The 21933-nt window shown below is 51.7% G+C and carries 15 protein-coding genes; 14 read left to right on the plus strand and 1 reads right to left on the minus strand.

From position 1 onward, the window contains the following. The 8 genes from BWI97_RS21925 to BWI97_RS21960 form a co-directional block, all read left to right on the plus strand. Positions 1 to 3333, plus strand: a 3333-nt coding sequence (locus tag BWI97_RS21925; protein ID WP_102202812.1) for an ATP-binding protein, incomplete at its 5' end; no start/stop codon positions are given. A gap of 277 nt (positions 3334 to 3610) precedes the next feature. Continuing rightward, positions 3611 to 3841: a carboxypeptidase-like regulatory domain-containing protein gene (locus BWI97_RS28435; protein ID WP_233207947.1), complete on the plus strand. Its 231-nt coding sequence runs from the start codon at positions 3611 to 3613 to the stop codon at positions 3839 to 3841. A gap of 32 nt (positions 3842 to 3873) precedes the next feature. Beyond that, a complete protein-coding gene (locus tag BWI97_RS21935) occupies positions 3874 to 6723 on the plus strand; it encodes a TonB-dependent receptor (RefSeq protein ID WP_233207949.1) in 2850 nt (949 codons plus the stop codon). Between the two features lie 19 nt (positions 6724 to 6742). Then, positions 6743 to 8251, plus strand: a complete 1509-nt coding sequence (locus tag BWI97_RS21940; protein WP_102202815.1) for a RagB/SusD family nutrient uptake outer membrane protein — start codon at positions 6743 to 6745, stop codon at positions 8249 to 8251. 70 nt (positions 8252 to 8321) lie between these two features. Next, the gene (locus BWI97_RS21945) at positions 8322 to 9581 is read left to right on the plus strand and encodes an SGNH/GDSL hydrolase family protein (RefSeq protein ID WP_102202816.1); all 1260 of its coding nucleotides are present in this window, start codon (positions 8322 to 8324) and stop codon (positions 9579 to 9581) included. 4 nt (positions 9582 to 9585) lie between these two features. Next, on the plus strand, positions 9586 to 10926 hold the full coding sequence (locus tag BWI97_RS21950) for an alpha-L-fucosidase (RefSeq protein ID WP_102202817.1): 1341 nt from the start codon (positions 9586 to 9588) through the stop codon (positions 10924 to 10926). A 70-nt stretch (positions 10927 to 10996) separates the two neighbouring features. Next, entirely contained in the window at positions 10997 to 12832 is a 1836-nt protein-coding gene (locus BWI97_RS21955; protein WP_102202818.1) for a glycoside hydrolase family 2 protein, read from the plus strand. Positions 12833 to 13189: 357 nt separating this feature from the next. Continuing rightward, a complete protein-coding gene (locus tag BWI97_RS21960) occupies positions 13190 to 14383 on the plus strand; it encodes a hypothetical protein (protein WP_094816805.1) in 1194 nt (397 codons plus the stop codon). 48 nt (positions 14384 to 14431) lie between these two features. Here the strand turns inward: BWI97_RS21960 and BWI97_RS21965 are convergent, their stop codons facing one another. Next, on the minus strand, positions 14432 to 14893 hold the full coding sequence (locus tag BWI97_RS21965; protein WP_102202819.1) for a hypothetical protein: 462 nt from the start codon (positions 14891 to 14893) through the stop codon (positions 14432 to 14434). A 748-nt stretch (positions 14894 to 15641) separates the two neighbouring features. Here BWI97_RS21965 and BWI97_RS21970 point away from each other — a divergent pair. The 6 genes from BWI97_RS21970 (at position 15642) to BWI97_RS21990 (ending at position 21841) form a co-directional block, all read left to right on the plus strand. Beyond that, positions 15642 to 16889 carry an efflux RND transporter periplasmic adaptor subunit gene (locus BWI97_RS21970; protein ID WP_102202820.1) on the plus strand — a complete coding sequence of 416 codons (1248 nt, stop codon included), beginning with the start codon at positions 15642 to 15644 and terminating at the stop codon, positions 16887 to 16889. Next, positions 16886 to 18334, plus strand: a complete 1449-nt coding sequence (locus tag BWI97_RS21975) for a TolC family protein (RefSeq protein ID WP_102202821.1) — start codon at positions 16886 to 16888, stop codon at positions 18332 to 18334. The genes BWI97_RS21970 and BWI97_RS21975 overlap by 4 nt, the downstream gene beginning before the upstream one ends. Before the next feature lie 347 nt (positions 18335 to 18681). Next, positions 18682 to 19344, plus strand: a complete 663-nt coding sequence (locus BWI97_RS21980; protein WP_102202822.1) for an ABC transporter ATP-binding protein — start codon at positions 18682 to 18684, stop codon at positions 19342 to 19344. Positions 19345 to 19382: 38 nt separating this feature from the next. After that, positions 19383 to 20630, plus strand: a complete 1248-nt coding sequence (locus BWI97_RS21985) for an ABC transporter permease (protein ID WP_094816769.1) — start codon at positions 19383 to 19385, stop codon at positions 20628 to 20630. A 48-nt stretch (positions 20631 to 20678) separates the two neighbouring features. Further along, the gene (locus BWI97_RS29290) at positions 20679 to 20954 is read left to right on the plus strand and encodes a hypothetical protein (protein ID WP_369826639.1); all 276 of its coding nucleotides are present in this window, start codon (positions 20679 to 20681) and stop codon (positions 20952 to 20954) included. After that, positions 20906 to 21841, plus strand: coding sequence for an ABC transporter permease (locus tag BWI97_RS21990; RefSeq protein ID WP_369826640.1), 936 nt, complete (start codon positions 20906 to 20908; stop codon positions 21839 to 21841). Before BWI97_RS29290 ends, BWI97_RS21990 begins: the two co-directional genes overlap by 49 nt. Positions 21842 to 21933 lie beyond the last annotated feature (92 nt).

The following is a 21933-nucleotide window of genomic DNA, read 5'->3' on the forward strand; positions in this document are numbered from 1 at the left end:
TCGTTGCTGGAAGATCAGCGGCATTTGTATCTGGCCACGGGTGGCGATGGCCTCTGGCGACTGCCCTACCAGCCCGAACGCAACAGCTACGGAAAAGCAGAGCCTCTGCATCACTTTCCCGGCCAGACGCTGGCCCATACGCAGATTTTTGACCTATGCAAATCACCCGATGGAGCTTTCTGGCTGGGTACGGATCGGGGACTAGCCCGACTCGAAGCCCTCGATTCACCACAAGTACGACTTCGCTGGTACCGAACCAACCCCAGCAATCCGCAGAGTCTGAGCAATAATCTGGTGTATCGCCTCTTTCTGGACCGTACGCAACGACTCTGGTGCGGTACGGAGCAACAGATCAGTACGCTTGATTTAAGTGGGCTGCCTTTTCAGTCGTATACCTTTCCCTCCGGTACTGCCGAAGATCAGGTGCGTAGCATTGCGGCGGGGCCGGGGGCAACGGTTTGGCTGGGGATGGGCAAAACCGGATTGTACCGTTACAACCTATCGAATGGTGCAACGGAGCGGTTCCGGCTGGAAAGTCAATCCTCGTTCTGGAACGAGCACCGGGCCTTGTTACGAGCCTCCAGCGGTGACCTTTGGATCGGTACGCTTGGTGGGGCGGTGCGAATGACGGCGAGTCAGCAAGTACACGCCGAACTGGAAGGGTCCGCCGTTTTTTCTTTCCTAGAAGATTCACAAAAGAACATCTGGTTAGGCACCAACCACGGCTTATACCGGCGAACGCCCGATGGGAAAAAGAGCCGTATTCGTCTCGGTAGTAGCGATACGGAATTCATTCGCTCCTTACTGGAAGATCAGGCGGGTTTGCTCTGGATTGGTTTCGATAATAGCGGACTGGGCCGGTACAACCCCAAAACCGGCGTTTTTGAGTGGATCAAAGACGCTAGTCATACGCTAGGAAGTGCGATTTACGCACTCGTTGAATTCCCTAAACAGGTGATCTGGGCGGGCTCTGAATCGGGTTTACACCAAATTACAGCCGATCCGAAAGGAGCCTGTCACGTTAAAACCTACTCCGAAAAGCAGGGGTTACTGCATCCTTCGGTAAATGGAATCGTATCCGATGCCCAGGGTTTTCTCTGGATCAGTACTATCAAAGGGCTCATGCGTTTTCAACCCGCTTCGGGGCGTTTTCAGACGTACCTACCCAACCAGCGGTTCAGCTATAATGTCATGAGTCGGTTGAACAAAGGACAATTACTGTACGGACTGACGAATGGTTTTCTCCGGTTTGACCCCCGCCAGCTTCAACACTGGGTTTCATTGCCTACCGTTGTCTTGACGGACTTCAAACTTTTCAATGAAAGCGTGGGAATCGGTCAGGTCAGTCAGGGCGATACCGTACTACGGCAGTCCCTAAGCGAAACGCAGGAAATTACGCTCCATTATAAAAACAACGTATTCAGTGTTGACTTTGCGGCTCTGGACGTGGCAAATCCGGAGGGAACGACCTACGTCTACCAAATGGAAGGCTTTGATCAGGCCTGGATTCCGGTCGATGCCCAGCACCGTTCGGCCACGTATACCAACCTGAGTGCCGGAACCTACACCTTTCGCGTAAAAGCCGCGAATAGCTTCGGTGAATGGAGTGCCAAACCGGCGGCCCTTACCTTCCAGATTCTACCACCACCCTGGAAAACCTGGTGGGCCATTACGGGATACATTGTGCTTTTTCACGTATTGCTCCTCATCTTCATCCGTTATCTGCTACTACAAGCCCGGCAACGGGATGCCCTGGCCTTGGAACAGATTGAAAAAGAGCAGCTCAAAAATCTGCATCAGCTTAAACTCCGCTTTTTTACGGACATTTCGCACGAATTCCGGACGCCCCTTACCCTCATGGCGGGGCCGATTGAAGAGCTAATGAATAGCTCGGAAGTACGGGGTAAGGTTCGCGAAAAAGTACAGTTGCTGCAACGCAATAGCCGTAAATTACTGCAACTCATTGAAGAACTGATGACGTTCCAGAAGCTGGAACAGGGCAAAGTACAGCTTCATAAACGGACGTTGAATCTAGTGGACTGGGTAGAGGAAATGTATCAGAATTTTGTACCGTTGGCCGAACGTCGGCAGATTACCTTTGAACTGACGGCTCCAACTTCCGAAATCCGATCGGATATAGACCCCGTTCAGCTGGAAAAAGTACTGAATAACCTCTTATCCAATGCCTTCAAGTTTACGCCGGCGGGTGGGCAGGTACGTCTGGATCTGTTCCTGTCCGAACCGGATGGGGTGTGTCTGCGGGTGCAGGATACCGGTAGTGGACTGACCCCCGAACAGCAAAGCCACCTTTTCGAACGCTTTTATCAGTCAGACCCCAACCGGGGAGGGTCGGGTGTGGGTTTATCGCTGGTGAAAAGTCTGATTGAACTACACGGGGGCCGGATTACCGTGACCAGCGAACCGGACGTGCAGACGGAATTCACGGTATGGCTGCCCCTGCAAAACGCTCTGTTGGAATCGCAACCGCTTCACCTCCGTACGGAGCCGCTGGTACAGAGCGAAGTCGGAGCCATTCGCTGGTTAGGAATGCCCGAAGACGAGAAACCCGAATTATTACTGGTGGATGATAACGACGAAGTACTCGAATTTTTAAGCCTGCTTTTTCAGGATCACTATCGCATTACCCGGGCCCTGAATGGTCAGGAAGCACTGGCTCGCGTACAGCAACGCGAACCGCAGGCGATCATCAGTGATGTCATGATGCCCGTGATGGATGGGCTGGAGTTATGCCGGAATCTGAAAAGTAACCTGGATACCTGCCACGTACCCCTGATTTTGCTCACGGCACGAGCCCGCGTGGAGAGCGAAATGGAAGGTATTGGCGTTGGGGCGGATGATTACGTCGCCAAACCCTTTCACCCCGATTTGTTACGCCTCCGGGTACAGACGCTCATCGAAAATCGGCAGCAGCTTATTCGAAAATATCAGTCGGCTGAAGAGATCATTCCAAAAGATCTGACTCGCAATCCGCTCGACGAGGCCTTCCTGCAAAAAGTCATTCAATCCATCGAACAGAATCTGAGTAACGAAGAATTTAGCGTGGAAGAACTCGGCGAATGCGTGTGCATGAGTCGCAGTAACCTGTTCCGAAAACTGAAAGCCCTGACTGGGCAGACCCCGTTGGAATTCATTTATTTCATCCGGCTAAAACACGCAATGCAGCTCCTGCTGGAACGTAAATACAGCATTTCTGAAATTACCTACGAGGTGGGTTTCAAAAATCCTTCCTCGTTCAGTAAGTCCTTTCGCAAACAGTTCGGGAAAGCTCCCACCGAGTACCTACAGGAGCAAATCGCCCGACAGAAAAACTAAATGACCATCGTCCACCCGCTCCGGTGGACGTTTTTGTTTCTAAACCCTCTTCCAGACCGAAGGAATTCACAGAAAAGGCTTTCATTGAAGCAATACGCAACATTTCCATCGGCTTTTGCAACATCTCCATCCCTGGTTTCAACCGCTCCGGTAGTTACTTTACCTCGTCTTTTATTGCATTTTTCTAGGATAAATTATGATCCGTTATATGCAGGGTTTTCAGGAGCGGGAAAACCCCAAAGACTGGTTGGTCCATTCATCTAAACCTATTTTTTGTATGCGTTTATTAGTATACTTTTCTCTTTTACTGATCTTACCTCTGGCGGGATGGGCTCAGGAACGAACCCTTTCGGGTCGGGTGACGGCCGAAGGTGGACAAGGCTTACCCGGCGTAAACGTACTACTCAAAGGCACGTCCATAGGTACCTCCACGGACGCCGAAGGGCGGTTTACCCTGCGAACCACCACAACGGACGGTACACTGATTTTTCTTCGATTGGCTACGTAAAACAGGAAATTGCCGTAGGCAGTCGCACCGCTATTGATGTGGCGATGGTAGCCGATGCCCAGGCCCTGAACGAAGTCGTCGTTGTTGGGTACGGGGAACAGAGTCGCAAGGCCTTGTCCACGGCGGTGAGTTCCGTTTCGTCCAAACAACTGAAAGATATTCCGGTAGCCAATCCGGCCCAGGCTCTGGCGGCTCAGGTGTCGGGCGTGAACATTGCCCAGACGGGTGGGCAGCCGGGAGCGGCTCCCGTCATCCGGATTCGGGGCGTGGGTTCGCTCGGGGCCGGAAATAGTCCGCTGTACGTGGTCGACGGCTATCCGCTGGCGGGTGCCGACAATTTCAACCAGATCAATCCCGGCGATATCCAATCCATCGAAGTATTGAAAGATGCCGCCGCCGCGGCCATTTACGGGTCGCGGGGCGGTAACGGCGTAATTCTGGTCACGACCAAACGCGGTACGCCCGGCAAAACGCGGATCAACTTTAACACCTTCGTTGGGGTACAAAACATTGCCCGGAAAATTCCGCTGATGAACAACGTCCAGTTCATTGATTTCTCGAAGGAATCGGCGGTAAATGCAGGACTCAAGTACTACGCGTTTTACGACAACCCACCCGCCGATCTGCCCCAAACGGACTGGCAGGATGCCATCTATCGGCAGGCTCTGATGACGCAACAGGAATTGTCGGCTTCGGGTGGCAGTGAGAAAATTCGCTACCACGTGTCGGGCTCGTATCTGAAACAGGAAGGAATTCTAAAGGCCACCGAATTTGAACGGTTCACGCTACGGGCCAATCTGGAAGCCCAGCTTTCGAAACGCGTACGGGCGGGAGTCGTACTGGCTCCTTCGCTAACCAATACGAAGTACCAGACCGTCGCCGGAACGAACGACGCCTCCGTCATTGCCGTGGGTACTGACCCGATTGCGGCGGCTCTGGTGATGCCCTCGCTGTTTCCCGAACGCCTGCCCAACGGCGATTACGCCAATACGAACAATTATCCGCTGACGCAGGGAGCCAATTCCATTTCGCCCAATTTCCGCGGACCAACGGTGCAGTTCGATCAGTACCGGGATCGGGGGAGTAGTCCCCGGTTTCTGGCCAACTCTTTCGTCGAATGGGAGATTATTCCGGATTTAAGCGTCAAAACCAGTTTTGGCGTCGAGTACAATACCGATACCCGGAATCAGTTCGTGCCCGCAACCATGCCTTCCAATACGGCTCCAACGGCTAACATCAGTAATCCTTTGGTGAATAATATCGCGGCGGCCAAGCGGTTGAATACCAGCTCTAACTGGCTCTGGGAAAATACTTTACACTACCGCAAAACCATCGGAGCGGATCATTCCTTCGATCTTTTGGCGGGGTATACCGCTCAATCTGCGGTGGGTTCGGGTAATGTGATCACCGGCGTGAACGGCAGTTTTGTCAACGATCTGATTACGAACATCAGCGGGGCGGGTACCACGACGGCGACCAATTCGTATTCCAAAAACAATCTGGTTTCCTGGCTGGGTCGGGTGAACTACAGCTACAAGGACAAATACCTGTTGTCGGCGGCCCTTCGTCGGGATGGTTCCTCCCGGTTTGGGGCGAACAACCGCTACGCTACCTTCCCTTCGGTATCGGCAGCCTGGCGATTGTCGGAAGAGAACTTCATGAAATCCGTAGCAATCATCAGCGATCTGAAAATTCGCGGCAGTTACGGTCTGACGGGTAATAACAACATTGGCAATTACGCCTCGCAAAGCTACGCGACGCAGGCGAACTACGCCTTTGGTTCGGGAGCGGGGAATCGGGTGTACGGCTACGCAGCAACCAACATTGCCAACGCGGGCCTGACCTGGGAAACCAACCAGCAAACTGATCTTGGACTGGAACTGGGCCTGTGGAAAGACCGGATCTCTTTAACTGCCGACGTCTACCAACGCCTCACGACGGGACTGCTCAATAACCGAAACGTTCCGGCAACTGTGGGAATCGCGGGTTCGGTGCTGGAAAACATTGGTAAGATTGAAAACAAGGGGCTGGAACTGTCGATTACGTCCCGCAACGTGAGCGGAAGAGATTTGAACTGGACGACCAACGGTAACATTTCTTTCAATCAGAATCGTGTCGTCTCGCTGGTGACGGACAAACCCATTTACTACAGTGCGGGTGGGTTCACCAACTACGCCATCGTGATTCCGGGCATGCCGCTGGGTGAATTTTACGGCTACCGGCAGATTGGCGTATTCCGTGATCAGTCGGAGGTGGATGCGGGAGCAACCTGGGCCAGCGGCGGTTCCAAGCCCGGAGATATCAAGTACGAAGATGTGAATGGCGACGGCAAAATCAACGCCTCAGACTTGACCTACCTCGGCAATCCGCTACCCAAATTCACGTACGGACTTACCAATACGCTGAGCTGGAAAGGTTTCGATCTGAACATCATCCTGCAGGGTTCACAAGGGAATAAAATCTGGGCTCAATGGTTGCGTTCAGGTTATTTCTTCAACGGCAATGCCAATACCATCACCGATGTCGCCAACCGCTGGCGTTCGCCGAGTGACCCGGGTAATGGCTGGCAACCCCGGGCTACGAATACCGCGTCGGGCGGAGCCAACAACCCGTCGAGTCGCTATGTCTACGATGCTTCGTTTTTGCGAATCCGTACGGTTTCGTTCGGCTACAGTCTGCCTTCGGAAGTCATAAAACGCTGGAAATTCGAACAGGCACGTCTCTACGTGAGCGGTCAGAACCTCTACACCTTCACCAAGTACATCGGCTACAACCCCGAAGCCAACGACAACGGCAATACCACGGCTCCAACCTACGGCTACGATTCGGCTTCTTATCCGTTGGCTCGTACCATCACCGTTGGTCTCAATCTGGGTTTTTAATTATAAGACATTCAATCGTATGAAACGACTTTTGCTCCTACTCCTGCTGGTTACGGGCTTTCTGGTTTCCTGTCAGCAAAGCTTCATGGAATTAACGGACCCTACCAAAATTCCTACGGATAAACTCTTCAGCACGGCTACCAACGTATCCGCTGCCGTGACGGGCGTGTATAGTCAGTTACAGCCTATTTACAACAACAGCTATTTTATATTTGGGGAGATGGCGAGTGACAACGCCTACGAACCCGTTTCTGCCAATGCCCGCTATTTCTTCTCCATTTTTAATGTGGAAGAAAACAACCCTAACCTGCAAACCATGTGGACGGATTCGTACCGCTGCATCAGTCGGGCAAACACCGTACTGGCTCGGGCCGGAACAGTAGCCATGGACACAACGCTGCGGAATCGGTACCTGGCCGAAATGAAATTTATCCGGGCCTTGAATTACTTCAATCTGGTCCGTATCTGGGGAGCGGTTCCCTTGGTAACGGAAGATCTGGGCGACAATTACCAGAAAGCCTACGACTATGGTCGCACGCCCGCTACCGAAGTATACGCTCAGATTACCAAAGATTTACGCGAAGCCGCTGCCGGATTACCCATTACCTATCCAGCGGCTGATCTGGGCCGGGCCACCCGTACGGCGGCCAAGGGATTGCTGGGGAAAGTACTGCTGACGCAGGGCCAGTACCAGCAGGCCGCCACGGTACTGGGCGAGCTGATTCCGGGTACTCCGACAGCAGGAAATCTGGCGAGTGTACATACGCTGGAAACGAATTACGACAACGTGTTCTCAACGGCGAATGAAATGAACAAGGAAATTCTGTTTGCGGTACGGTATCTGTCCGGCGGCGTGAGTCTGGGGAGTGGCTTTGCCAGTAATTTCCTGCCGACGTATTCGGGTACGGACATCATCCGGGTGGGTTTGTCGGGTGGTCCCATGATCCGGCAGGATCTGGCCAATGCCTTCCCGGAAGGGGATCGGCGGAAGGCGGTATCGGTCGGTTATTACACGAAAGGAAACAGTGCTGCTACGTCCGATTATTATACCCGTAAGTACATCGTCAACGGGGCTCCCTTTGCCCGAAATGATGGCGACAATGACTGGATTGTGCTGCGGTACGCTGACGTACTGCTGATGTACGCGGAGGCCCTGAACGAAGGGGGACAAGCCACGGAGGCTCTGCCGTATCTGAATACCGTTCGCACGCGGGCCGGACTGTCGCCGCTATCGAATCAGAGTCAGGCTCAGCTACGATTGGCTCTGGAAAACGAACGCCGCCTGGAACTCAGTTACGAAGGACACCGCTGGTTTGATCTGGTACGAACGAATCGCCTGTTGCCCGTACTAAATGCCTTTTACGCCAAGTATGCTGCTATTCCATCTACGCCTCAGGTTCCGAATAACGGCTTGTTTGTGAACAGTGGCGGTAGTGTGGTGCAGGTACAGGCCTATCAAACCTTATTCCCCCTGCCTTTGTCCGAACGTCAGTATAACCCCAAACTCACCCAAAACGAAGGGTACTGAATGCCCCCGAAGCGGCAACGAAACATTTGCCGCTTCCGTAGGTTTAGGCGTACAAACGAAAGTCAAGTGCATGAAGCGTTACCTGCTATTCTTTTTTCTTTTCCTGTCAGGACTCGTACGAGCTCAGTCCGATTCACTGGAGAATGCCCGTTTACTCCGATCGCGGCAGGGATTGCCCTTCTTTTTTCAGAAAATTAAAGCCGGGAAAAACCTGACGATCGGTTACCTCGGCGGTAGTATCACCGAAGCGGGGAAAGGCTGGCGGGAGCAGTCGGTACAAGGCTTACAGAAACGCTATCCCAAAGCTCAATTTTCGGGCATCAATGCGGGTGTAGGCGGTACAGGGTCCGATTTGGGCGTGTTTCGGGTTCAGCCGCAGGTACTGGATCAAAAACCCGATCTGGTCTTCGTGGAATTTGCTGTGAACGACAACGGCAAAAAGCCCGAGCAGATTTACCGGGCGATGGAAGGGATTGTACGCAAAATCTGGCGGCAAAATCCGCAGATCGACATTTGTTTCGTGTACACAATCACGGCCGATCTGGCTCCGTATTTCCAGCGGGGAAAACTGCCGCCTTCCGCACTGGCCATGGAACAGATTGCCGAGCACTACGGCGTGCCGAGTGTGTGTATGGGTTTAAAAGTAGCGGCTCTGGCGAAAGAAGGAACGTTACTTTTCAAGGGAAAACGTGAAGAACATCCCGATAAAATCGTCTTTTCCCCGGACAACGTACACCCTTACGCCGAAACCGGTCACGCTCTGTACGCGGAAGCACTGGATGAGGCTTTACAACAACTTTCCTCGCAACAATCTACGCTGAAGGCTCACCTCCTCCCCAAACCGTACGTCGCGGATCACTGGGAAGCCGCCCGGATGGTTCCTTTCGAACAACTCAAACGGCAGGGCAACTGGCAGGTACTGACGCCCGAAACGGATACGGTGGCCCGGTTGATGAAAAACCGTTTTACTCGTTTGCTCAAATCCACCCAACCTGGCGATTACCTGGAAGTACGCATGAAAGGGCAGGCCTGCGGCTTGTATGACGTCATGGGACCCGGCTGCGGTCAATACGTGCTGGAACTTGATCAGGATTATCAGCAGAAAATTGACCGCTTTGACGCGTATTGTACGTATTACCGCTCTAATTTCTTTGTACTCCCCATCGACCCGCAAAAGGAGCATACCTTCCGGTTCCGGGTTTCCGGCGAAAAACTGGACAAGGCCAATATTCTCAAGGCCCGCAATGAAACCATCGATGAACCGCGTCGGTACGAAGAAAACGCCTGTTACGCCGGGCAGCTGTTACTGGTGGGTGAACTCATTCCCTGAATCCATGAAAAAAACGATTTTCCTGCTTCCTCTAGTCCTATGGGCCGCGATAGCCGCAGCCCAGCAAACAAGTAACAAGCCCGAACGCGAAGCCTGGTTCATGGATCTGGGCTTTGGTATGTTTATCCACTGGAGCCTGGATTCGCAGGTCGGAGCCGTGATCAGTCATTCCATGGCTGGAGCGTCCAATGATTACCTCCAGCGGTTTACCACTGAATTACCGAAAACCTTCAACCCTAAAAAATTCGACCCCGAGGAATGGGCCGTACTGGCGAAACTCGCGGGCATGAAATACGTCGTCTTTACGGCCAAACACCATTCGGGTTTTTGTATGTGGAATACGCAAACGACGAAATTCCAGGTCATGCAGACGCCCTTTAAACGGGATATTCTTAAGGAAGTGATTGAGGCGTTCCGGAAGCAGGGGATTGCCATTGGGCTGTACTTTTCGCCCGAAGATTTTTATTTCCTGTACCAGCATCAAATCCCCATTGGTCGTTTGCAGCACCCGCAGCACTACCCGGCCAACAATGCCGAACTGATGGCCTACGACAAACGGCAAATCAAAGAACTACTGACCAACTACGGTACCATTGACGTACTCTTTTTCGACGGCCCGGCGGAAGGGTTAAAGGAATACGCCTGGCAGTTACAGCCAAATGTGGTCGTGACCCGTGGGCAGATGAATACGCCCGAACAAACGCTACCCGACCAGCCCATTCCCGGTCCCTGGGAAGCCTGTTTTACAATGGGCACCGACTGGCAGTACAAACCCACCAACGATCCCCATAAATCGGGTACCGAGATTATCAACATGCTCATCGAAACCCGGGCCAAGGGTGGCAATCTGCTGCTTAACGTGGGTCCTAAACCCAGCGGCGAAATCCAGATCGAGCAGGAAGCTTTACTTCGCGAAGTGGCTCTGTGGCAGTTGGTAAATCAGGAAAGCGTTGCCACCATTCGGCCCTGGCCGCTGATTCGGGAGGGGCACTACTGGTTTACGAAAGCGAAAGAGGAGAACACCGTGTACGTGTTTGTGCCCGGCGGCAAGGAATGGAAGTACGGCGAGCGGAAAGACTTTATTTTTCACTCGCTGGAAGGTACTGCTCAGACGAAGGTACAGGTACTCGGTTACGCCAGTGAGCTGGTCGAATACCGGCAGGGCTTTGACGCCAGTGTATCGGTACAACCCACGGCATTTGGCTTGGCGGTGAGTGCCGTGAACGGGCAGCGATTATATACCAATAATCAGTGGCCCAATCCGGTGGTTCTGAAAATTACGAATGTGACCTATAAACCCGTGCTTACCAAAGAAAAGCGGGATACAATCGACGGAGCCCATTGACGAGAGACCACTACTGGCACAGTTTGTTTCGGGCTTGCTGTCAGTAGTACGTACATAACTCTTGTTAACGATGGAGCTGGATCATGGGACCGGGCATCCGAACTACGGATTAGCCAAATGTAAAGAAGAAGACCTCGCGGAAGACACGTTTGTAAGCCCCCTGCCGCGAGCCGTTATACGCCCCAACGATTTTATTTTGCTGGATGGCACCTGGCGATTTGCTCTGGATCTGGAAGATAAAGGTTTGCAGGAAAACTGGTATGTCAACCATCCCTACGAGGATGAAGCCCAGTGGCCCGGCAGTGTGGAAGCTCATTTAGCTCAGGGTAAGCGAGAACAGAAAGGCTGGCGGGATCAGGTAGTAGTTTGGTACGAACGGGATTTTGAATGGCCGGTATCCGTCGGTGAAAAAGAAAACTCGCTTCTGCAACTCACCTTTGGAGCCTGCGGCTACGAAACGCAGGTCTGGCTGAATGGCTTTCCGTTGGTGACGATTGAAGGAGAAGCTAAACACATTGGCGAGTACACCTCGTTTTCGTACGAACTGGAAGAAAAAATCCTGCGACCCAGCAACCGCCTTACGGTACGCATTGTCAGTACCATGAACGCCGATATTCCACGGGGCAAGCAGGAATCTTACGTGTACAAGCGGGGCGGCATCTGGTACCAGACCTATACGGGACCGGTACGGAGCGTTTGGCTGGAAACCGTCGAGCGGAATCGGCTGCGTTCCCGCGTCGGCGTCGTCAGCATCATTGAAGATAATCTGGTTCGGTTTACCGTGACCACTCGTATTCATGATCCGGGCACGTACCGGATTCGCCTGAAAGTCTTTGACAAAACACCCGATACCCCGCCCGTTGCCGAGGATGAATTTACACTGGTACTCGAAGCGGGTCAGAAAAATCAGCGACTGGTACTGGCCATTCCAGATGCTCAGTACTGGTCGCCCGAATCACCTTATCAGTATCGACTCGAAGCGGAGCTGGTGGATGCGAACGATTATGCCGCCACCATTGAAACGCTGTTTGGACTACGCAAATTCGAAGCCCGCGGTTCCCGCCTGTATCTCAACCACGAACCCGTTTACCTGGATGGTATTCTGTATCAGCCCGGAGCAGCCAGTTACGAAGAGATCAAACAGCACATGTACGCGATGAAGGAGCTGGGCTGTAATCTGGTACGTATCCACATTGCCGGAGTTGATCCCCGCATTTACAAACTGGCCGACCGCATGGGTCTGCTGTTGTGGGTGGAGGTACCGAGTCCGCACCGTTCCAGTCCGGAAAGCCGGGCCAACCATCGGGAAGAACTCATGCGAATGCTCGCTTTAATTGCCACGCACCCGTCGGTAGTGATCTGGAGTCTGTACAATGAAGACTGGGGGGCTCAGGATATTGCAACCAATCCCGAAACCCGGCAGTACATTATGGATATGTACCACTTCATGCAACTTGCGTATCCGCAGTTTCTGGTGGTAGACAACGACGGCTGGCGGCATATCTCTTTTGAAGGTCGCTTGAAGTCAGATTTGATGACCGCCCACATCTACGCCAATGAGCTGGAACGCTGGAAACAACAGCTCGACGAACTGGTGGCTGGTAATCTGGACCGGGTGGCGGCTTTTCCGCTCGTGGTGGGCGATCCTTTCTTTTTCCGCAAGCAGGTACCCCTGATTGTGAGTGAATGGGGTGGCTTTGGATTCGCGGATTACGGTGGTCCTCAGGACAATGAGCAGCGGGCCGAGCAGATTCGGCTCTTCAAAGAAGAACTCCGAAAGCGTCCTATTTCGGGTGACGTATATACACAAGCGACCAATATTGAGGATGAAAAGAACGGTCTGATCGATGCTACAACGGGGGAACTATACGTTCCGCCGCGACTGCTCGATTCCCGGAATACCTAGTGCAAAGCAACGCCGGCTCTGAAAAGGGCTGGCGTTTTTCCTGAAGAAGTCCCTGTGGCTTCCGCTCAGGCTGGAATATTAAGAAATTTTTAAAAACAGAGGAAGTAGGCTGCGATTGAACTGCATTTTTAGAGAAATAGAAGATAAATGAAAATTTAAGGATTGAGACGAATGTTTTCCTTCAAAAAATTGTAAAGAAAGTAGTATCTTGTGAGACGGTTGCACACCTCATCCAAACGACTCCTTCAATCTTAATTCCTTAGTTATTTATTGGCTGTACAGGTATCTATTCCTAGCATCTGGTATGCCTGAACATTTCCTATTGCCTAACGCGTACCTAACTTTTTACTACCGAAAATGACTCAAACCAGTACCCTCGATGAACAACGGTTCATTGCCCCACTAGAAACCATTGCCGCAACCAACGAAGGAGCTATCCAGGCCAATCAGGCTTTTGATGAGCAAATGCGTGTGTTTCTGAATAAATGGATTGATCAGGGTACGGAATCGAATACTGGCGACGCGAATAGTCGCGAGGAGTTTATTGAAAACGGAGCCTTGCGAAGCTTTTTTCAGCACCGCGAAGACGCTTTTGAATACTTACTGCAGGACGAGGCGATTGCCCGGCACCTGCTTCGGCCCGCCAGCGAGGTATATTTTTCGCTGGACGCCTACGAGCCATTGTTATCGACTTTTGAGAAACGACTATACAACCTGGCCGCTCACCGCGAGCACCGGGAAGTTTGTTTCCGCTATCATTCCGTTACCCGGCAGGATGTTCACGGTAATACCGTGGAACATACGAGCGGCGGGGAGGAAAACATTGGTATGTACTTTGGTACGCGTCGAACGGATGCTATGGCCCTGCAACTACTGGCAGATCAGCTGAAACAGGATGCGAAAGAAACGTCACAACTGCCCATTCATGTCATTACGGAAGGGTACATGATGGAATCCCTGTACCTGGTAAAAGAACAAACCGAAGCACTGGCAGCGAAGGGCGTGGAACAGACGCAGTGTTTTGTGATCCAGCGGCGGCATGCGGCGGATGACCGACACCTCGGAGCGGCTCTGTTATTGATGAATCCTCACCAGCCAGCGTTGCCCCAACGTGTATTGTTTTGTGATACCCTGCGACCGGGTGCGTTGCCGCCCTGGTGGGATAAATTCAAACATAAACTGGATCTGGCCTTTCCACAGCCGGAAGAAAACCTGCGGGCTTCGGATCTGCTGGAGGATGGCTCGGTGACGTTGCAACGTTTGCACGATGGCGTACCAATCCGGCATCAGGACATTGACTGCGGGTTCTATACCTTTTCGATGGTTCGGGCCCTGATTCAGCTCGCTCAGCAAGATCCTGAACGTTTAGTGGCAGGAACAACGGCGGAAATTGTAACGGGAATGACGGGTTTGATGAAAGATTATTATCAGGAACCTGACCAGCCCAAAGATCCGGAAGTGGTACGGAAGATTAATATTCTGAATCGCTGGAATCTGGGTCGTGATGCCCTGAGCCTGATGAAAGATTCCTTCGCAGTGATAAACGCATAAAAAAACGGCCGTTTTCTCTCAGTGGAAACGGCCGTTTCTTTATGCGTACTATTTTGTATTCGTCAGTACATAGCGATTGCCCTCGCCATCAGTTACGGTCAGCGTAAGCGTTTTTCCCGCGGTTGTGGCCAGCTGGTTGCCGTTAGCACTGAGGATGTATCCGCCACCCGAGCCTTCGGTCACGGCCAGATTGTCTACCACCTGATTGAGAAAATCGGAATTGTCATCCGTATGCTGAATTTTAACGGCCATGGACACTTTCGAAGTAGCTTTACGCGTCAGCGTAATCGAGCCCTGCATCCCCGCCTCTTCTGCGGTATATTCCAGCTTACCATTAACAACGATTTTCCTGAAGACATACTTACCCGCCACCTTCGTGGCTAAGTCTGTTACGGGCTCTGGCTCGGGTTCAGGTTCCGGATCTTTTTCGGATTTCTGACAGGAACTGAGACTGGCCAGCAACACTAAGAGTACGAAAAACGACTTACTGACGAAGGAAAAAGCATTCATAGAATGAAAAGATTGAAGGTTGATTGTCGGCAGCAAAGATGCTCGTATTGCTTAGACCTGTAGTAGGACAGGGTTCGTCAATTGTCGGGAATGATGGTTTAACCGCAGAAAGGTGGTGTTGAATTGGGGATGAAGTTTAGGTATTGCCCTGGCCGTTTTAGAAGTTCGTTATTCATCTAGACTAGGTTTGTTCCTGCAGCCATGGCTGTTCGGTAGCCCCTGAGCCTTCCAGGCTGGACCCCTACGTAACTGCCTAGCTTAGCTCCAGGCCACCGCATTGCTTCCACCATGGGATGACCCCATGGAATGGCCCAGCATGGAATGCTCAATGGCGGGAGAGGCTTTCATCTTAGGGCAGTAATCGATGGTTGTTAGTTGTTGGCTATTAACAGGTTAGTATAGTGGACGGAATAAAACCGGACCCCGTCCTATCGCGATAAGCTGCCTATTTCCTCAGCAATGCGGTGGCCCTGAGCAAGAGGAAATCAGCAGCGTTCGCGATACGGACTAAAAAAACCAGCCGTCTTCAAAGAACCAAGCTCGCTCTGTCCAAGGCGAAATAACCTAAAAAATCATCCATACACCCGTCAGGACAAGCCGTGCGATTTGACACAACGTGTGCGATATCGCACACTTTTAGGAGTCACTGATTTTGGTAAGGTATTGAAATACAGTAATATACACTGTGGCACGCTTGTGGCATGTAGGAAAGGGTAGTATCACTTCATTTTTCAACCTTTTAGTACCAATGGATCGGGAAGTACAGGCAGAATACCGAACGCGACAACGCAACCGACGATGGCTGGTAGCCTCCGGCCTACTGCTGGCTCTGATAGCTGGTATCTACGGCGTGCGGTCTACGCTACAAAGCTCTATCGAAGGCTCGCGGATACGGACCGCTTCGGTGAGCGTTGGCGACGTAGAAAATACGCTGACCGCTACGGGGGAAGTCATTCCGGCGTATGAGCAAATTATGACCAGTCCCATTCGGGCGAGTATCAAACGGGTACTGCTTACGACGGGTACACCCGTCGAGCCGGGTAAGGCCATTTTGGAACTAGACAAATCGCTAACGCAGATTGAATACGAGAAAATGCAGGATCAGTTGGAGCTAAAACGCAACGGCATCGATCAATTGCGAATGAAACTCAACAAGAACCTCTACGACGCCGAAATCAGTGACAAAATCAAGTCACTCAATATCAACAAGCTTCGGGCGGACATTGAAGATTCTCGTCGCTTGCAGAAAGTAGGCGGCGGTACCCGTGAAGACATCACCCGGGCGGAAAACGCCCTGAAAATTGCCGAACTCGAAAAGCAGCAGCTCGAAAACGATTTGACGTACAATCGGCAGTCGATGGGAGCTAGCTTGCGGGAAACCGAACTGGGGGCCCAAATCGAAAGCAAAAATCTCAAAGAGCTGGACCACAAATTAAAACGGGCGGACATCGTGGCCGACCGCAAGGGGGTCCTCACCTGGGTCAATGAAAATATTGGTTCATCCGTCAACGAAGGCGAAATGCTGGCGAAAGTGGCCGATCTGGGCAGTTTCCGGGTGGATGGTTCTTGTTCCGACATCTATGCCGATCAGGTGAAAGTCGGCTTGCCCGTCATCTTAAAAATAAACGATACGACGCTGCGGGGACAGATTACTCAGGTAAAACCTGCCATCAGCAATGGGATCGTCAAGTTTGTTATCCAGCTCGATAACGCCCAGAGTACGCTGCTACGGCCCAACATGAAAGTGGACGTATTTGTCGTCACCGATCGCAGTACGCGAACCCTGCGGGTAGCGAATGGCCCTGCATTCACGGGTAAACGCAAGCAGTACGTCTACGTGCGGGAAGGCAACAAAGCATACCGGCGGGAAGTAGAAATCGGACGCTCCAACTTTGATTTCGTGGAAATTAAAAGCGGATTGAAGGAAGGCGATCGGGTCATTCTGACGGACTTAAATCAGTATCAGCACCTGGAAGAAATCAGTATCAAGCCATGAAAATCTACGCGTTTCTCCTGCTGATGCTGTGGAATGTTGGTACACTCTGGGCTCAGGAGTACAAACTTACGCTGGTCGAGGCCGTCGAGCAGGCTCGCCATCAGTCGATCGCCGCTAAACAGGCCATTACCCAGAAAAAGACCACGTACTGGCAATACCGCTCGTTTCTGGCGGATTACCGGCCCCAACTGAGTCTGGATGGTACGCTGCCGGGTTTCACGCGTTCGTACATTGAAGTCGTGCAACCCGACGGTACCATTGCCTTTCAGCCCGTATCTAACAACAATTCCCTACTAAGCCTGTCGCTAAGCCAGAGCATTGCCCCGACGGGCGGTACGCTGTACGTGCAAAATCAGTTGCAACGCTTCGACGACTTTGCCCGCGACAACACGCGGTACAATGGCGTTCCTTTTGAAATGGGTATTCGTCAACCCCTGTTTCGTTACAATGCCATGCGATGGGACCGCCGCATCCAGCCGCTGAAGTATCAGGAAGGCATGCAGCAGTACCTTTCGTCAATGGAAGAAGTAGCTCTGCAGGCCTCAGGATATTATTTCGATCTGCTGGTAGCTCAGGTGAACTTACAGATTGCCGAGAAAAACCGACAGAATAACGACACGCTCTATAAAATTGCCCAGCATAAACTGGAGTTGGGACGTATCTCGCAGAATGACCTGTTGCAATTACAGATGGGAGTACTGACGGCAGAGAAAGACCTGGCCTCGGCCCAGCAATCGGCTACGGTAGCTTCGCTGCAACTGAATCGGTACATCGGTTTTCGGAATGATCGCATGCCCGAACTGGAAATTCCAACACAACTGCGGGAGTTTGTCGTGGAGCCGCAAAAGGCCATTGATGAAGCCTTCGCAAACCGGGCCGATGCCGTAGCCTTTAGTCGCCGCCTGCTGGAAGCCGAACGCGATGTACAGCAGGCCGTGAAGGAGAATGGATTGAACGCCTCGCTGAACGCCACATTCGGGCTATCGAACCGGGGTAGTCAGCCGATGGATGTCTACCGTAAACCGCAGGATCGGGAGTTTGTGGAGTTGCAGTTTACGCTGCCCATTCTGACCTGGGGCCGGAATAAGGCTCGAACGGAGGTGGCTAAAGCGAACCGGGAGTTTGCCCAGCAGTCGGTAGAGCAGGATAAGCTGACGTTCGAACAGCAGATTTTCACGCAGGTTACGCTCTTGCAGATGCTCCAAAAACAGGTACGGCTTACGCGGCTGGCCGACGAGATTGCGGCCAACCGCTACCAGATTGCTCAGGAACGGTTTATCTTAAGCAATCTGAGCGTAACGGATCTGGCGATTGCTACGCAGGAGAAGGACCGGGCCAAACGCGATTACATTCTGGCTCTGCGGGATTACTGGCAGTCGTATTACAGCCTGCGGTTGCTGACGCTGTATGATTTTGAGCGGAGGGAGAAGATTTGGTATGAATAATGTAGAGCGGATTATTGATCTGGTTATACTAAGACGGCACTCGCACTCATTACTGGCTGCTAGTAGCCCATGAGCCACTCCATGCCTGACGACAGTCTGCTCTGGGCCACCGCATTGCGACTGTCGTAGGGCATTCCGCGGCTCACGGGCGGGAGGTATTTTCATCTTTAGCATTTAATGACTGTTCTTCGTCAAGGCTTAGTGGCATTAATTGTACTAAAAGTATAAATGAATGAAATACAGGTGTAGGCTTGGAAAGTAAGTGTATAAAGGCTGGTCCTGCGACTAAAAAATGAATTCAAAACATCAGTATTAATAAAACATCAGTAGTTAACCTGACAAACCTTATGATCAAGTTACAGAACGTTGAGAAAGTGTACCGAACCAGCTCGGTGGAAACGCTGGCCCTGAATAATATTAACCTGACGGTGAACCGGGGCGAATTTGTGTCCATCATGGGGCCTTCGGGTTGCGGCAAAAGTACGCTGCTGAACATCATGGGATTACTCGACGAGCCTTCCAGCGGACACATTGAAATTGACGGTAGCCGCGTCGAACGGTACCAGGACAAGGCTCTGGCCCAGTTACGGAATCAGAAGCTAGGTTTTATCTTCCAGAGCTTCCACCTGATTAATGATCTGTCGGTACTCGACAATGTAGAGATTCCTTTGCTGTACCGGGATAGCACCGCGAAACAACGCCGCGAACTGGCTCAGCAGGCCTTGGAAAAAGTGGGTTTGAGCAACCGGATGAAACACTTTCCCAAGCAACTTTCGGGTGGACAGAAACAACGCGTAGCCATTGCCCGGGCCATTGTCGGACAACCCGAAATCATTCTGGCCGATGAGCCTACAGGAAACCTGGACAGTGCGATGGGCAACGAAATCCTTTCCATTCTGCAAAAACTCAATGAGGATGGAGCCACCATCGTCATGGTTACCCACGACGATGCCATGGCCAAGCGTACCCACCGCCTCATTCGCCTCTTCGACGGTACCCAGGTACAGTAAGTACGAACCTTTTTGTCACGATTGATCGGATTGATCCTATGCTACTCAATTACATCAAAATAGCCTGGAAAGTGCTGCTCCGGCACCCTTTCTATACCTTCATTACGCTGTTCGGCATCAGCGTTACGCTGACCGTACTAATGGTGATTACGTCTTTTTTGGATCACTTACTGGGCTCGCACTATCCCGAAAACAAACGCTACCGGTCGCTGTACGTCACTATGCTGACCCAGACCGATTCATCCCGAAATAGTCGCAGTCAGGGACCGCCCAGCTTTCGATTTATTAATACCTACGTCAAAACCCTGCAAACGCCCGAGCGGGTAGGCATTTCATCCCAGTTTAGCTTTGCGAACGCGTACGTTAATGGGAAACGTATCAAGCTCAATACGAAATACACGGATGCCGATTTCTGGCGGGTAACGGATTTTGAATTTCTGGAAGGAAAACCCTTCAGCGAGCCACAAATCAAAGGGGGCGATCGCGTCGCCGTCATTACGGATAAGTTACGCAAAGAGTATTTCGAAGACGATGGCAAATCCACCGTTGGTCGGGATATTGAAATTGAAGGACTGCGGTATCGGGTAATGGGTGTGGTAAAGGGCAGTCCGGTTACGCGACTGTATACCTATGCCGATGTTTATTTCCCGTATACGGCTCCTAAAAGCAATTACGAAAAGGGACAAATGCGGGGCAATTTCGTAGGGATCATTCTCGCTAAAACCCCCGCCGATCGTCAGGCGATTCAGGCTGAATTTGATCAGGTCATCGGTCGTCTTCCCGCTTCCGGGGAAGAATCCGGCTTTCGTTATAGTCAGTTTGTGGTTAAAGCAGATACCTACATCAATCAGTTTCTAACGCCCTTTTTTGGCACGGATGACAGTAAGAAGATCTTCTTTTACAGCATCGTCGGTATTATCGTTCTGATGTTCATGTCTTTACCGGCGATTAATCTGGTGAATGTCAACGTTAGTCGCATTCTGGAACGAGCCTCGGAGATTGGGGTACGGAAAGCCTTCGGAGCACCGGCCCGCACGCTGCTGTGGCAGTTTATTATCGAAAACATCTTCATCACCTTTCTGGGCGGCGTACTGGCTCTGATCTTTTCCTATGGTATCATCCAGCTGATCAATCAAAGTGGCTGGATTGCCTATGCCGACCTGACGATTAACGTTACCGTATTTCTCGTCAGCATCGGTGTATGTCTGGTATTTGGTCTGCTTTCGGGCGTACTACCGGCCTTCCGCATGTCGAAACTGAACATTGTAGATGCTCTCAAATCATAAATCCTCAGGTGTACGCTAACGACGACTCACCTTAAAACATACCCTTCCATGCTTCGCCATTTTTTTACCCTGATCTGGAATAAACGGAGAACGCACGCACTACTGATCATCGAAATCTGGGCTTCGTTCCTGGTGCTCTTCGGCGTGCTGACCTTCCTGATTTCCAACTTCCGCAACTACCGCGAGCCCATCGGTTTTTCCTACGAAAACGTATGGGTACTCGAACTGAACAACAACGAGGACACCACGAATATTGGCGACAAAGTACAAGCATCATGCAACGCATTCGCTCCTACCCGGAAGTGGAAAGTGCCTCCCGGATGAGTTCCAACACGCCGTTTAGCATGAGTAATATGAACAATGGGATCACGTATAACAATGTTCATACCATGGCCGAGTTTTACCGTTCAGACGAAGCGTTAGCCCAAACCTTGGACCTGAAGCTAGTTGCGGGCCGCTGGTTCGGTCCCCAGGATCGGGCTGCTCAGTATACTCCCCTGGTGATTAATAGGAAATTTCAGGAAAAGCTTTTTCCGAACGAAAATCCGATTGGGAAGGTGATTAAACAGGATGACAAACACGTCTGGAAGGTGGTCGGAATGGTCGACCATTTCAAAGGAAAAGGTGAATTTACGGGAAATACCCCCGCCGTATTTGAGTCGCTCATGAATACGGATTGGGATAAGAATATCCTGATCAAAACGCGTCCCGGCACGGATGCCAACTTCGAAGCCCGGCTCGTCAAAGAGGTGCTGGGGGTCGGTCAGGGCTGGGGGGCGGAAGTCACGTACCTCACGGAATCCCGTAAAAACCAGCACAACCTGACCTTGGTACCCGTCATCGTTTTTGTAATCATCAGTACTTTTCTGCTAATTAATGTAGGATTGGGCCTGTTCGGTATTCTAAATTTGAACATTGCCCGTCGAAAAAGTGAAATTGGCCTGCGGCGAGCCATGGGTGCTACGGAGAAAACCGTATCCATGCAATTTCTGGGTGAAATCTGGGTACTGGCGACGTTTAGTTTGCTCCTGGGCTTACTCTTTGCGGTACAGTTTCCGCTGATGAATGTCTTCGATATGGATGCCAATATTTACGTGCTGGCCATTATCGCTGCGGTAGGCGTTATTTATCTGCTCGTTACGCTGTGTGCCTGGTACCCGAGTCGTCAGGCGTCGCTGGTCCAACCAGCGGTGGCGTTGCATGAAGAGTAAGGGGGGACTAGTTGATAGTTTTTAGTTGTTTGGTGGTGAGGCAGAGGGTTGGTGTAGGAGAAAGGTAACAAATCCGATGCCTGGATGGGCCC

The organism is Siphonobacter sp. BAB-5405, assembly GCF_002872335.1.
GTDB lineage: Bacteria > Bacteroidota > Bacteroidia > Cytophagales > Spirosomataceae > Siphonobacter.